This window comes from Plantactinospora sp. WMMB782 (assembly GCF_049179135.1).
Taxonomy (GTDB): domain Bacteria; phylum Actinomycetota; class Actinomycetes; order Mycobacteriales; family Micromonosporaceae; genus Plantactinospora.
Genome location: NZ_JBMHMC010000007.1, coordinates 1294443 through 1307948, shown reverse-complemented (window position 1 = coordinate 1307948; position 13506 = coordinate 1294443). Strand labels below are relative to the sequence as shown.

Here is a 13506-nt window from a genome sequence, read left to right as displayed (position 1 = left end):
CTTCTGCAAATGAGTCACGGCTTCGAGACACTCGCCATCCACGCCGGCCAGGAGCCGGAGCCCCGGACCGGGGCGGTGGTGCCACCGATATACCAGACCAGCACCTACGCGCAGGACGCCGTCGGCGCACCCCGGCTCGGCTACGAGTACAGCAGGTCGGCGAACCCGACCCGGGACGCGTTGCAGGACTGCCTCGCCGCGCTGGAGGGCGGCCCGGTCGGGCTGACCTTCGCCAGCGGGCTGGCCGCCGAGGACACCCTGCTGCGTACGGTCTGCCGGCCCGGTGACCACGTGGTGATCCCGGACGACGCGTACGGGGGCACGTTCCGGCTCTTCGCCCGGGTCGCCGAGCGCTGGGGGCTGACCTGGACGGCGGCCCGGATCTCCGACGTCGACGCGGTACGTGCGGCGGTCCGCCCCGGCCGGACCAGGGTGATCTGGGTGGAGACCCCCACCAATCCGCTGCTCGGGATCGCCGACATCGCCGGGCTCGCCGGACTGGCAAGTGACGTCGACGCGCTGCTCGTGGTCGACAACACGTTCGCCTCGCCGTACCTACAGCAGCCGATCGCGCTCGGCGCGGACGTGGTGGTGCACTCCACCACCAAGTACGTCGGCGGGCACTCCGACGTCGTCGGCGGCGCCCTCGTCGCGGCCAGTGCCGCGCTCGGCGAGGAACTGCGCTACCACCAGAACGCGATGGGGGCGGTGAACGGGCCGTTCGACGCCTGGTTGACGCTGCGCGGGGTGAAGACCCTCGGGGTACGGATGGACCGGCACTGCGACAACGCCGAGCGGATCGCCGACTACCTCGCCGGGCACCGGGCGGTGGCCCAGGTGCTCTATCCCGGCCTGCCGGAGCACCCCGGGCACGAGGTCGCGGCGAAGCAGATGCGCCGGTTCGGCGGAATGATCTCCTTCCGGGCGGCCGGCGGTGAGGAGCACGCCGTACGGATCTGCGACCGGGCGAAACTCTTCGTCCTCGCCGAGTCGCTGGGCGGGGTCGAGTCGCTGATCGAACACCCGGGCCGGATGACACACGCAAGTGCTGCCGGCTCGCCGCTTGAAGTTCCCGCCGATCTCGTGCGACTGTCTGTCGGCATCGAGACCGCCGACGACCTACTCGCAGACCTGGAGCAGGCGCTCGGCTGACCGCCGTCCGGCCGGCTGGCCGCCCGGACGGCGCCGCGGACAAGCCGATGGGGAGGTGGCCGTGCAGGACATCACGCCGAACTGGGTGGGCGCGACCGCGAAGCAGATCGCCCGGGCCGTCCGTCGCGGGGACGCCTCCGCCACCCAGGTGGTGGCGGACCACCTCGACCACATCGACCGGACCGACCGTGAGCTGTCCGCGTTCCGGGTGGTGCGGGGCGGTGAGGCGATCGTCGAGGCGGAGAAGGTCGACGAGCAGGACGACCTGGCGAACCTGCCGCTGGCCGGGGTGCCGGTGGCGGTCAAGGAGAACACCGCCGTGGCCGGGCTGCCGACCTGGAACGGGTCGGCGGCGGCGCGTACCCCGGTCGCCGAGGACGACCACGAGGTGGTCCGGCGGTTGCGCGGCGCCGGAGCGGTGATCGTCGGGGTGACCCGGATGCCGGAACTGGGGCTGTTCGGGTTCACCGACGACGAGACGGTGACGACCCGCAACCCGTGGGCGCTCGACCGCACCCCGGGCGGCTCCTCCGGTGGTGCGGCGGCGGCGGTGGCCTCCGGCATGGTGCCGATCGCGCACGGCAACGACGGGCTCGGTTCGATCCGGATCCCGGCCGCCTGCTGCGGCCTGGTCGGGCTCAAGCCGGGCCGCGGGGTGGTGCCGTGCCAGCTCGGCGCGAACGACTGGTACGGCCTCGCCGAGCAGGGCATCCTGGCGACCACCGTGGCGGACGCCGCGGTCGGCTTCGCGGTGCTCGCCGGACGCCGGCCGGACAAGCTGACACCTCCGCAGCGGCTGCGGGTCGCCGTCTCGCTCCGGTCGCCGGTGGCCGGGGTACGCCCGGACCAGCCCAACCGGGACGCGGTGGCCGCCGCCGCGAAGCTGCTGACGGTGGCCGGACACGACACCGTCTCGGTCGACCCGGTCTATCCGACCTCGCTGGGGCTGCGCGGCATCGCCACCTGGCTGGCGTCGGCGGCGAACGAGATCGAGGCGGCCGGTCTCGATCCGGCCACCCTGCAACCGCGCAGCCGGCGGCACGCCGCCCTCGGCAGGTGGGCGCTGCGCCGTGGCCTGGTACGCGAGCAGGACCGCACCAGGTGGCGGGAGCGGAGCATCGGCTTCTTCGGCGACCACTCGGTCGACCTGCTGCTCACCCCGGCCCTGGCCAGCGCCCCGCCGCCGGCCGGCGGTTGGGCGTCCCGCCCGTGGCGGGCGAACCTGCTGACCTGCATCCGGTACGCCCCGTACGCCGGGCCGTGGAACCTGGCCGGACTGCCGTCGCTTGTCGTACCGGTCGGGCTGCGCCCGGACGGGCTGCCGGTCGGGGTGCAACTGGTCGGGCCGCCCGGCTCGGAGCTGCTGCTGCTCGGGGTGGCCGGGCAGTTCGAGCTGACCGGCCCGTGGCGCCGGCACGCCCCGAACTGGCCCAGGGTGCCGACCCCCGCCGGCTGACCCACTCCGCGCATCCGACCTGTCGACCTGTCGGCCGGCGTCTGTCGACGGCGTCTGTTGGCCGGCGTCTGTCGACGGCGTCTGTTGGCCGGCGTCTGCTGGCCGGTCAGGAGTTGGTCTGGGCTAGCAGGACCGCGACGAGCAGGGCCGGCGGTTGGAGTACGGCGGCGGCGGTCAGTGGCAACAGTCCGCTGTTCCTGGTGCGCTCGAACCAGTCGGCCACCCCGCCCCGGCCGACCCGATCCACCCGGTCCGACCCGCCGGCCCTGCCGCCCTTGTGGGCGGACCGGCCGAGCAGCAGCGCGCCGATCGCGCAGAGGGCGCCCGGATAGAGCATGCGCAGTTCGGCAGGTGCCTCGGGCAGTTTGTGCCCCTCCTCCGGGAAAACCACCGCGAGCCCGGCGGCCATTACCGTCACGGCGCCGGCCGCGATCCCCAGCGCCAGCCGGCTGCTGGGCGGCAGGACGGCGTACACCACTCCGAGCACGATCAGCGGCAGCCCGACCACCGCCCAGCCGACCGTCGCCAGGGCAGCCGGCGAGCAACCGCCGTCCGTGCAGGCCACGGCGACCAACTGGCGCAGCAGCGGTTCGCGCGACGCGATCCCGGCGACGATCGCGCCGAGGACGAGCAGCACGAACAGGCCCGTGCCGGCCAGGCCCGGCGTCGGCCACCGCAGCCGGTCGTCGGCCTCCGCCGGGGCCGGGCCGGGCCGGAGCGGCGGCACCGGAGCCGGCCGGAGCGCACCGCGACGGTCCAGGGTCAGCCAGGGTGCGGTCGGCGCGGGCAGCAGGACCGGGCCGACCGGCGATAGGGTACGGCCGTCGACGGTCACCGTGGCCCACTGCCCGGGTACGGGCACACCGTGCAGTACCGCGGGTCGAGGCTCGCGGCCGGCGGTCGGTACCAGCGGCTCCCGTACCCCGATCTCGGCAAGTGGGAGTACGTCCGGGCCGGCGCCCGCGTAGACGTACACCCGGTCGACGCCCTGGTGCACGGTGACCGTGTGCAGCGGCTGCGGTCGCCGGAAGAACCGGCGGCCGGCGAGTACCCGGCCGGCGGACCGGGCACCGACGCCGAACCCGAGCAGGGCGAGGATCGTCACCAGGGCCAGCACCGGCGTCAGGTCGTACGGCTCGCTGACGAGTTGCCGCAGGCCGGCGTCGTCCAGCGCGACCTCGACGGTGGAACCGACCGGATAGTCGGCCGACTGGTAGACCGGTAGCCGTCGACCTGGCCGGCCGTCCGGGAAACCGAGTTGGAGTTCTCCCCAGGACGGGTGGGAGAGCACGGTGGCGGTGACCACCTCGGCCCGGCGCTGCTGGTCGTCGACCTCGCTCTGCCGCACGCCGCTCCAGGTGGCGAGGGCCAGCGCGACGGTGAGCAGCACCGTGCCGGCGACCATGGAGCCCAGTGGGAGGCGGGGCGGCCGGGCCGGCCGGGGTGGCCTCGCCTGGCGGGCCCGGCGGTGCCAGTCGCGCAGGGCCGCCCGGTGCCGCCGGGGCGGGCGGGTAAGCCGGGCGAGCAGCCCGCAGCCGACCGCGTAGCCGACGAGCAGCGGATAGAACCAGACCGGCAGGTGGTCGGCCTGGGTCAGCTCGTAGCCGAGGGCGGCGGGCACCGTCGCGGCGGTCACCGCCGAGGCGAACTCCAGCCGGACGAGGGCGAGCAGCGGGAGGCTGGCGATCAGCCCGACGACGACGTTGCCGGCCCGGTCCGGGCCGCAGGGGTCCGCCGCCGTGCAGGGCGCGGCCGGCAGGACGGCAAGTAACACGCCGCAGAGCAGCAGGCCGGCGCCGAGGGCGAGCCAGCGGGCGTACCGGACCAGCCACTCCGGCCGGCTCTCCGGCTCGGCGGTCAGCCTGAGTCGGACCACGTCCCGCCAGGGCAGCGGTGGCGGCGGCCCGTCGGGCAACGATGCGCCCGCAGGGGTCGGCTCGGTGCCGGCAGACATCGTCAGGCTCCGTTCCCGTGCTGCGGCGGCTGGAGGATCGGGCAACGGCCCGAGCGGAGGATAGAACGGCCCGGCAATCCGGTGCCGGGTGACCTCGGGCACGCCGGCAGCGCCGGGTCGAGTGCGGCCGGGCCGGGATGCGACGATCTGGGACATGACGGAGCTGGTAGGACTCGCCGAGGTGACCGCCGCGCGCGAGCTGCTCGCCGGGGTCGTCCGGACCACTCCGCTGGAGCCGTCCCGGCCGCTCTCCGCCGCCCTGGGCGGACCGGTCTGGCTCAAGTGCGAGCACGTGCAGCGGGCCGGGTCGTACAAGGTCCGTGGCGCGTACGTGCGGATCGCCCGGCTCTCGGCGGCGGAGCGGGACCGGGGGGTGGTGGCGGCCAGCGCCGGCAACCACGCCCAGGGGGTCGCGCTCGCCGCCGGGCTGCTCGGCGCCGCCGCCACCGTCTTCATGCCGGTGGGCGCGCCGCTGCCGAAGGTGGCGGCCACCAAGGGGTACGGCGCCCGGGTGGAACTGGTCGGCAACACCGTGGACGAGTCGCTGGTGGCGGCGGAGGACTTCGCCGACCGCACCGGGGCGGTCTTCATCCACCCGTTCGACCACCCGGACGTGATCGCCGGGCAGGGCACGGTGGCGCTGGAGATCCTGGAACAGTGTCCGGAGGTGCGGACCATCGTCGCCGGGGTCGGCGGCGGGGGCTTGGTCTCCGGGATCGCGGTGGCCGCCAAGGCGCTCCGCCCGGAGGTACGGGTGGTCGGGGTGCAGGCCGCCGGCGCCGCCGCCTTCCCCGCCTCGCTGCGGGCCGGTGAGCCGGTACGCCTGCCCGCCTTCGCCACCATCGCCGACGGCATCGCGGTGGGCCGCCCCGGCGAGGTCACCTTCGCGCACGTCAGCAAGCTGGTCGACGAGATCGTGACGGTGCCGGACGAGGACATCTCCCGGGCCCTGCTGATGCTGCTGGAGCGCGGCAAGCAGGTGGTGGAGCCGGCCGGTGCCGCCGGGGTGGCGGCGCTGATGTCCGGCGCGGTGCGGGTCGAGCCGCCGGTGGTGGCGGTGCTCTCCGGCGGCAACATCGACCCGCTGCTGATGCTGCGGGTGATCGAGCACGGGCTCGCCTCGGCGGGCCGGTTCCTGCGGATCACCGTGCGCTGCGCGGACCGTCCCGGCCAGTTGGCGTCGCTGCTGGGCCTGATCGGCGAGCACCGGGGCAACGTCGTCGACGTCGTGCACCAGCGGCAGAACCCGCACCTGCGGCTCGGCGAGGTGGAGGTGGCACTCTCGGTGGAGACCCGGGGGGCCGAGCACTCCGACCGGCTGATCAGTGCGTTGCGGGGCTGCGGCTACCAGGTCGACGTCGCCCAGCCGGGCTGAGCCGGCCGGGCTGCAACGTCGTCGCCGGTCGCCTCCTGGTCAGCCGCCGTACGCCTCGAACCGGACCACCGTCACCTTTATCTCCGCCCCGCTGGGCGCCGTGTACGTGACGGTCTGGCCGGGGCGGGCGCCGAGGATGGACTTGCCGAGCGCGGACTCCGGGCTGTAGACGGTCAGGTCGGTGGTGGCGGCGATCTCCCGAGACCCCAGCAGGAAGGTCTCGGTGTCGTCGGTGTCGTCGTCGAAGTGGATCGTGACGACGCAGCCCGGTGCCACCACGTCGGCGGCCGGCGCCTCGCCCACCTGGGCGGTACGGAGCAGTTCCTGTAGTTGACGGATCCGGAATTCCTGTTTGCCCTGCTCCTCCCGGGCGGCGTGGTAACCGCCGTTCTCCCTGAGGTCACCCTCTTCTCGCCGGGCGTTGATCTCGGCGGCGATCGCCGGCCGTCCGGCGATCAGCTCGTTGAGCTCCGCCTGCAGCCGGTCGTAGGCCTCCTGGGACAGCCAGGTGGCTGCCTCGCGGTCGGTCGTGGACACAGACGATCTCCTCGGGTAGTCGTGGACAGGGACGAATTACCAAGTTACCAGTGCGCTACACACCGGACGCCACGTCATTTACCGCTGTACAGCTGCCGACGGGATTTCTCGGGCCGCCGGGGAGCCGACCCCGGGGGAGCAGGGCGCGTCCGGCCGGCCGGGCGGCAGCGGGACGAAAAGCTCAGTCGGCCGGGCGGCAGCGGAGCACCTCGCCGAGCATCGGCCGGGCCGTGGTGGCCAGCCGGTGCCGGACCGTCAGGTGCCGCTGCCCCGGCTCGGCGTCGACCCGCATTTCCTCGCGGGCGACCTCGGCGCCGTCCCTGGCGCGGGCCCGCAACACGCAGACCGCCGAGCCGCCCGCCGGAACGGTCACCCGGAAGTCGAGCACCAGCTGGCTGTCGGTGATCTCGGTGTAGGTGATCACCTGGGCGTCGTAGTTCGGGTCGCCGTACTGCCGGTAGAGGCGGTAGGAGGCGGCCACCGTCACCGCCAGCAGGGCCGCCGCGAGCAGCGCCGGGACCCAGGGCCGGCGGTGCCGGTGCGTACGGCGCCGACCGTACCGGCCGGGTGGGAACACCGGGGCGGAGGGTACGGGTGTGGCGGGCGTCTCGGGCACCGGCGGGTATCTCCTGGGACTGTTGTCGGTGGCATCGGCAAGAATGGGTACGCCCATTCTCGCAGTAGACGAGGGACGGGCGCCTGGAGGGGGACCGGGGGCCGAGCCCGGCCCGGGCATCACGAGGGAGCACCTGAGTTGGCAGAGCAGCTACGGCTGATGGCCGTGCACGCCCATCCCGACGACGAGTCGAGCAAGGGCGCGGCGACCATGGCGAAATACGTCGCCGAAGGCGTGCAGGTCCTCGTCGTCACCTGCACGGGCGGCGAGCGGGGCAGCGTCCTGAACCCGAAGTTGGACCGGCCGGACGTCTGGGCGAACATCGCCGAGATCCGCCGGGCCGAGATGGACGCCGCCCGGGCGATCCTCGGCATCGAGCAGGCCTGGCTCGGCTTCGTCGACTCGGGGCTGCCGGAGGGCGACCCCCTGCCCCCGCTGCCGGAGGGCTGCTTCGCGCTCCAGGACGTCGAGGTCGCGGCGGCGCCACTGGTCAAGCTGATGCGCGAGTTCCGGCCGCACGTCGTCACCACCTACGACGAGGACGGCGGCTACCCGCACCCCGACCACATCATGTGCCACAAGGTGAGCGTGGCGGCGTTCGACGCGGCCGGCGACCCGGAGCGCTTCCCCGAGCTGGGTGCGCCGTGGCAGCCGTTGAAGCTCTACTACGACATCGGCTTCTCCAAGGCCAAGATCATGGCGCTGCACGAGGCGATGCTCGCCCGGGGCGCCGAGTCGCCGTACGCGGAGTGGCTGGAGCGCTGGGAGGACCGGCCGGACAAGGGGCCGCGGATCACCACCCGGGTGCCGTGCTCCGACTACTTCCCGGTTCGCGACGACGCGCTGCGGGCGCACGCCACCCAGGTCGACCCGGACGGCTTCTGGTTCCACGTGCCGATGGAGTTGCAGCAGCAGGCCTGGCCGACCGAGGACTTCGAGCTGGTCCGCTCGGTGGTGGAGAGCCCGCTGCCCGAGTCGGACCTCTTCGCCGGGGTCCGGGAGACCGCGCAGGTCCGCTGAGCCCGGGATAGGCGTACCGTGAAGGGACAGCCCGGCACATCGGAGGATTTCCAGTCATGCTTACCGCTGCGCAGGTGCTCGCGCAGAACAACTTCGGTGACACCCGGACCGGTGGCCTGGCCGGACCGATGGGTCTGTTCCTGATCACCGTACTCGCCATCGCCACGGTTCTGCTGATCCGTAACATGAACGCCAGGTTGCGCCGGCTGCCGGACCGCTTCCCGCACCAGCGCGAGGACGACCTGCCGGACACCGAGGCGGGGGCCGAGCCGTCGGCCGGCGAGGGGAAGTCCGGCGTGGCGTCCGGGCCGGAGGAATCTGCTGGAAGCGCTCCCAATACCGCCCAGCAGGGCCGGAACGACCAGTCCGCGCCATGATTCACGCTAATCCGCCCAGGCGCCCCCTGTTGCGCTCAATCGGATTGGCTTAGCCTTCCGCCGGGGGACCAAAAGTCCCCGCACCGTGCGCGGGAGGGGGCGCCGATGAGAAGCAGACCCGACGCCCAGCGCCGGTGGCAGCACGGCCACGTCCCGAAGCGGCCGCCGGCGAACGGCGGCGATCCGTGACCTCGGGGCGTCGGCCGGGACGCTTCCTCGCCCTGGCCGGCATCGCGTCGACACCCCGTCGGGCGCGCGCCCTCACCTTCAGCGTCCTGCCCGTCGCGGTGGCCCTCGCCGTGGCCGGCCTGCTCCTCCCCACCGGTCCGTCGGCCGACGATCCGCTGCCGGCGGTGGCCCGGTTCGGCCTCGCCGTCGCGGTGATGGCGGTGGCGCAACTGTTCCGGCTGCGCCTGCGGGTCGGTTCCGGCCGGGTCAGCGTCACCTGGGGCGAGGCGTCGTTCATCATCGGCCTCGCCCTGGTGCCCCCCGGCTGGCTGCCGGCCGCCGCCCTGCTCGGCGCGGTGCTGGGCTGGACCCTACTGACGATTTTCGTGGACCGGCGCTCGGCGCTGGACGTCGTGCACACCGCCGCCTCGACGGCCCTCTCGGTCGGGCTGGCCGTCACCGTGGCGCTGACGGTCGCCGGATCACTCGGCACGAACGTGCCGGAGGCGCTGCGGACCCGGTTCGCCGGCGAACTGTCGCCGCCGCTGATCGCCGCGCTCGCCGTCGGTTCGCTCAGCTACCTGCTGGCCTCCGCCTGGCTGGCCGGGCTCGCCCTGGCACTGCGGCACGGCGAACGGCTCTGGCCGGCGCTGCTCCGCGCCCTGCAGGGCAAGCTGCTGATGTTCGTCGGCAACGTCTTCGTCGGGCTGGCCGTGGTGGCCGTGCTCGGGTACGACAGCCGCTGGCTGCTCTTCCTGCCGCCGGTGCTCTGGCTGCTCCAGCAGACGTACAGTCACCGGCTCCGCGCCGACGACGAGCGCCGCGCCTGGCGGGCCCTGGCCGAGGCGACCGGCGCGCTCAACCAGCTCGACGAACACGGCGTGGCCACCGCCGGGGTGGCCGGCCCGCTGGCGCTGTTCGGCGCGGAGTGGGTCGAGGTGGACGTGCGGCGCGGCGACGGCCGGTGGCGGCGCTACCGGGGCGAGCCGGGCCGGCCGGTGGTGCACCGCGACCTGACCGCCGCCGAGCGGGCCGACCCGGAGCCGGCCGGGCCCACCGGGGCGCCGACCGCCGGGAACGGCCGGCCGCCGCTCGCCAGCCGGCTCGGCCTGGACCTGGCCGCCGGTCAGGTCGGCGGCGACCTGGCCGCCGACCGGGGCACCGGGCCCACCGGCGCTCGCGCCGGCAGCCCGCCCGGCCTCGCCGTGACCGGGCGGACCGAGCAGGAACTGGCCCGACCGCTTGTCGTCGGCGCGTCCCCGGTCGGCGAACTTCGGGTCCGGTTCCCCCGCTCCGCCCCGCCGAGCCAGCGGGAGCAGGACGCGCTCTCCGCGTTCGGGGACGCGCTGGCGGCGGCGCTGCACGACGCGGCGACGCACCGCCAGCTCCGGCTGGTGACGGCCCGGTCGTCGTACGAGGCGGTGCACGACGCGCTGACCAACCTGATCAACCGGGCGGCGTTGCTGAGCAAGGGTGACGTCGCGCTGCACCAGCTCGGCCACGACCATCCGGTGGCGCTGCTGCTGCTCGACATCGACCACTTCAAGGAGGTCAACGACACCCTGGGGCATGCGGCCGGCGACGAACTGCTGCAGGTGACGGCCGACCGGCTGGACGCAGTGGTCCGCCCCGGCGAACTGCTGGGCCGGCTCGGCGGTGACGAGTTCGCCCTGCTGATCCCCACCCCGGCGGTACTCACCGAACCGTCCACCGACCGGTCGCCGATGCCGAACGTGCTGCGCCGGGCCAGGGAGATCGTCGAGCTGCTCGCCACCCCGATCGAGGTGGCCGGGGTGCGGATGTCGGTCGAGGTCTCCGTCGGCGTGGTGGTGGCCGGTGCGGGTACGGCCGACATGACCGAGCTGCTGCGCCGGGCCGACATCGCGATGTACCAGGCGAAGCAGGGCGGCGGCAGCGTCGCGTCGTACGACAGCGCCCGGGACGCGGCCAGCACCGACAAGCTCGCCCTGCTCGCCGAGTTGCGCGAGGCGCTCGACGTCGACGACCAGCTCGAACTCGCGCTCCAGCCGGCGGTGGACCTCTGCACCGGAGAGCCGACCGGGGTGGAGGCGCTGATCCGCTGGCGGCACCCCCGGCGGGGCCGGCTCACCCCGGCCGACTTCGTCCGGACCATCGAGGGCAGCGAACTGCTCGGCGCCTTCACCCGGTACGTGGTGGACAAGGCGCTCGGGGTGGCCGCCGAGTGGGCCCGGCACGGTCTCGACGTACCGATCTCGATCAACCTGTCGGCGCGCAGCCTGCTCGATCCGAGGCTGCCGGCCGAGGTGGCCGAGTCGCTGCGCCGGCACAAGGTGCCGGCGCGCCGGCTGGTGTTGGAGATCACCGAGACGGTGGTGATGAGCGAGCTTGAGGTCATCGACGAGGTGCTCTCCGCGTTGCGCACCATGGGCGTGCAGCTGGCCGTGGACGACTTCGGCACCGGCTTCTCCTCGCTGACCTTCCTGACCCGGATCTCGGTGGACGAGTTGAAGGTCGACAGGTCGTTCGTGATGAAGATGGCGGAGTCGGCGGAGGCGGCGGCGATCGTGCGTACCACCGTCGACCTCGGCCGCGAGCTGGGGCTGCGGGTGGTGGCCGAGGGGGTGGAGACCGCCGACCAGCGGGCCGCGCTCGCCGAACTCGGCTGCACGGCCGCGCAGGGCTACCACTTCTTCCGGCCGATGCCGTCGGACAAGATCGTCGCGGTGCTGCGCTCGCTGCTCGACTCCGCCCAGGCCCGGATCCTGCCGCTGCGCGCCGACGGCGCCTCCTAGCCACGGTCGGGGCGGAGCGAGCGGGCCGAGCGCCGAGCGGCGTACCGGCACAGCGGTTATGGTCGTCGGGTGAATCGACTGGCCGGCGCGACCAGCCCGTACCTGCTCCAGCACAAGGACAACCCGGTCGACTGGTGGCCGTGGACGCCGGAGGCGTTCGCCGAGGCCCGGCGCCGGGACGTACCCGTGCTGATCTCGGTCGGCTACGCGGCCTGCCACTGGTGCCACGTGATGGCGCACGAGTCGTTCGAGGACGAGGCCGTCGGCAAGCTGGTCAACGACAACTTCGTGGCGATCAAGGTGGACCGGGAGGAGCGGCCGGACGTCGACGCGGTCTACATGACCGCCACCCAGGCGATGACCGGGCAGGGCGGCTGGCCGATGACGGTCTTCGCCGCCCCGGACGGTACCCCGTTCTTCTGCGGGACCTACTTCCCGAAGGCGAACTTCGTCCGGCTGCTCCAGTCGGTCAGCCAGGCGTGGACCGACCAGCGCGAGGCGGTGTTGCAGCAGGGCGCCGCCGTGGTCGAGGCACTGGCCGGCGCGCAGGCCGTCGGCGGGCCGACCGCGCCGCTCACCGCCGACACCCTGGACGGCGCCGCCGAGCAGCTCGCCCGGGAGTACGACGAGACGAACGGTGGCTTCGGCACCGCGCCCAAGTTCCCGCCACAGATGAACCTGCTCTTCCTGCTCCGGCACCACCAGCGCACCGGTGCGGCCCGGGATCTGGAGATCGTCCGGCACACCTGCGAGGCGATGGCCCGGGGCGGCATCTACGACCAGCTCGCCGGCGGCTTCGCCAGGTATTCGGTGGACGGGCACTGGACGGTGCCGCACTTCGAGAAGATGCTCTACGACAACGCGCTGCTGCTGCGGGTCTACACCCAGCTCTGGCGGCTCACCGGGGACGCGTTCGCCGGCCGGGTCGCCGCCGAGACCGTCGCGTTCCTGCTGGCCGACCTGGACACCCCGGCCGGCGGGCTGGCCTCGGCGCTCGACGCCGACACCGACGGGGTGGAGGGCGCCACCTACGCCTGGACCCCGGACCAGCTCGTCGAGGCACTCGGCGACGACGACGGCCGCTGGGCCGCCGACCTCTTCGCGGTCACCGACGCGGGCACCTTCGAACACGGCACCAGCGTGCTCCGGCTGGCCCGGGACGTTGACGACGCCGACCCGGAGATCCGGGAACGCTGGCAGCGGGTCCGGGCCGCCCTCCGGGAGGCACGCGACCGCCGGCCCCAGCCGGCCCGGGACGACAAGGTGGTGGCGGCCTGGAACGGGCTCGCCGTCACCGCCCTGGTCGAGTACGCCACCCTCACCGCCGACCCGGTCGCCGGAACGGCGGCGGTGCGGATCGCCGAGGTACTCGCGGAACGTCACCTCGTCGACGGGCGGCTGCGCCGGGTCTCCCGGGACGGTCAGGTGGGCGAGCCGGCCGGGGTGCTGGAGGACTACGGCTGCGTCGCCGAGGCGTTCTGCGCGATGCACCAGTTCACCGGGGAGGGGCGCTGGCTGGAGCTGGCCGGGCAACTCCTGGACGTCGCCCTGGACCGGTTCGGCACCGGGCGGGGCGGCTTCTACGACACCGCCGACGACGCCGAGCAACTGGTCAGCCGGCCGGCCGACCCGACCGACAACGCCACCCCGTCCGGACTGTCGGCGGTGGCGGCGGCGCTTGTGGCGTACTCGGCGCTGGGCGGCCAGGTGCGCTTCCGGGAGGCGGCGGTGGCGGCCCTGGAGACCGTCGCGCCGATCGTCGCCAGGCACGCCCGGTTCACCGGGTACGCGGCAGCGGTCGGCGAGGCGCTGCTCTCCGGCCCGTACGAGATCGCGGTGGTCACCGCCGAACCGGCCGGCGACCCGCTGCTGGCGCTGGCGCACCGGCACGCCCCGCCCGGCGCGGTGGTGGTGGCCGGCGAGCCGGACCGGCCCGGCGTACCCCTGCTCGCCGACCGGCCGCTTGTCGACGGCGGCCCGACCGTCTACGTCTGCCGGGGCTTCGTCTGCGACCGCCCGGTCACCTCCCCGGACGCCCTGCTGGCGCAGCTCGGCGTGGCCGGGAGTTAGGCTTGCC

General features: G+C 74.0%; 10 protein-coding genes. 7 read left to right on the top strand and 3 right to left on the bottom strand.

Annotated features, from left to right (window positions below; all coding sequences use genetic code 11):
• Positions 1-9 precede the first annotated feature (9 nt).
• Both ACN28A_RS07750 and ACN28A_RS07745 read left to right on the top strand, forming a co-directional pair.
• A complete protein-coding gene (locus ACN28A_RS07750) occupies positions 10-1152 on the top strand; it encodes a cystathionine gamma-synthase (protein ID WP_421393681.1) in 1143 nt (380 codons plus the stop codon).
• 55 nt (positions 1153-1207) lie between these two features.
• Complete coding sequence (locus tag ACN28A_RS07745) at positions 1208-2608, top strand: amidase (RefSeq protein WP_421393679.1); 1401 nt, start codon at positions 1208-1210, stop codon at positions 2606-2608.
• 106 nt (positions 2609-2714) lie between these two features.
• On the opposite strand, the gene ACN28A_RS07740 is transcribed toward ACN28A_RS07745, so the two are convergent.
• Positions 2715-4562 carry a hypothetical protein gene (locus ACN28A_RS07740; RefSeq protein ID WP_421393677.1) on the bottom strand — a complete coding sequence of 616 codons (1848 nt, stop codon included), beginning with the start codon at positions 4560-4562 and terminating at the stop codon, positions 2715-2717.
• A 154-nt stretch (positions 4563-4716) separates the two neighbouring features.
• Between ACN28A_RS07740 and ilvA the strand changes: the two genes are divergently transcribed.
• The gene (ilvA, locus tag ACN28A_RS07735; RefSeq protein WP_421393676.1) at positions 4717-5937 is read left to right on the top strand and encodes a threonine ammonia-lyase; all 1221 of its coding nucleotides are present in this window, start codon (positions 4717-4719) and stop codon (positions 5935-5937) included.
• Positions 5938-5976: 39 nt separating this feature from the next.
• Here ilvA and greA read toward each other — a convergent pair whose 3' ends face one another.
• Both greA and ACN28A_RS07725 read right to left on the bottom strand, forming a co-directional pair.
• Positions 5977-6474 (bottom strand): transcription elongation factor GreA, encoded by a 498-nt coding sequence (greA, locus tag ACN28A_RS07730; protein ID WP_107260563.1) that lies wholly within the window; start codon positions 6472-6474, stop codon positions 5977-5979.
• A 181-nt stretch (positions 6475-6655) separates the two neighbouring features.
• Positions 6656-7090 carry a DUF4307 domain-containing protein gene (locus ACN28A_RS07725; RefSeq protein ID WP_421393675.1) on the bottom strand — a complete coding sequence of 145 codons (435 nt, stop codon included), beginning with the start codon at positions 7088-7090 and terminating at the stop codon, positions 6656-6658.
• Between the two features lie 138 nt (positions 7091-7228).
• Here ACN28A_RS07725 and mca point away from each other — a divergent pair, with 138 nt between their 5' ends.
• From mca to ACN28A_RS07705, 4 genes are all read left to right on the top strand, one after another.
• Positions 7229-8110 (top strand): mycothiol conjugate amidase Mca, encoded by an 882-nt coding sequence (gene mca / locus ACN28A_RS07720; protein ID WP_421393673.1) that lies wholly within the window; start codon positions 7229-7231, stop codon positions 8108-8110.
• A gap of 56 nt (positions 8111-8166) precedes the next feature.
• Positions 8167-8487, top strand: a complete 321-nt coding sequence (locus ACN28A_RS07715; protein WP_421393671.1) for a hypothetical protein — start codon at positions 8167-8169, stop codon at positions 8485-8487.
• Between the two features lie 185 nt (positions 8488-8672).
• Entirely contained in the window at positions 8673-11429 is a 2757-nt protein-coding gene (locus ACN28A_RS07710) for an EAL domain-containing protein (protein WP_421393670.1), read from the top strand.
• A gap of 69 nt (positions 11430-11498) precedes the next feature.
• Positions 11499-13499 carry a thioredoxin domain-containing protein gene (locus ACN28A_RS07705; protein WP_421393669.1) on the top strand — a complete coding sequence of 667 codons (2001 nt, stop codon included), beginning with the start codon at positions 11499-11501 and terminating at the stop codon, positions 13497-13499.
• Positions 13500-13506 lie beyond the last annotated feature (7 nt).

Coding starts and splice junctions, on each gene's coding strand:
- ACN28A_RS07750 (WP_421393681.1), top strand. CDS start 10: ATGAGTCACGGCTTCGAGACACTCGCCATCCACGCCGGCCAGGAGCCG.
- ACN28A_RS07740 (WP_421393677.1), bottom strand. CDS start 4,562: ATGTCTGCCGGCACCGAGCCGACCCCTGCGGGCGCATCGTTGCCCGAC.
- ilvA (WP_421393676.1), top strand. CDS start 4,717: ATGACGGAGCTGGTAGGACTCGCCGAGGTGACCGCCGCGCGCGAGCTG.
- ACN28A_RS07715 (WP_421393671.1), top strand. CDS start 8,167: ATGCTTACCGCTGCGCAGGTGCTCGCGCAGAACAACTTCGGTGACACC.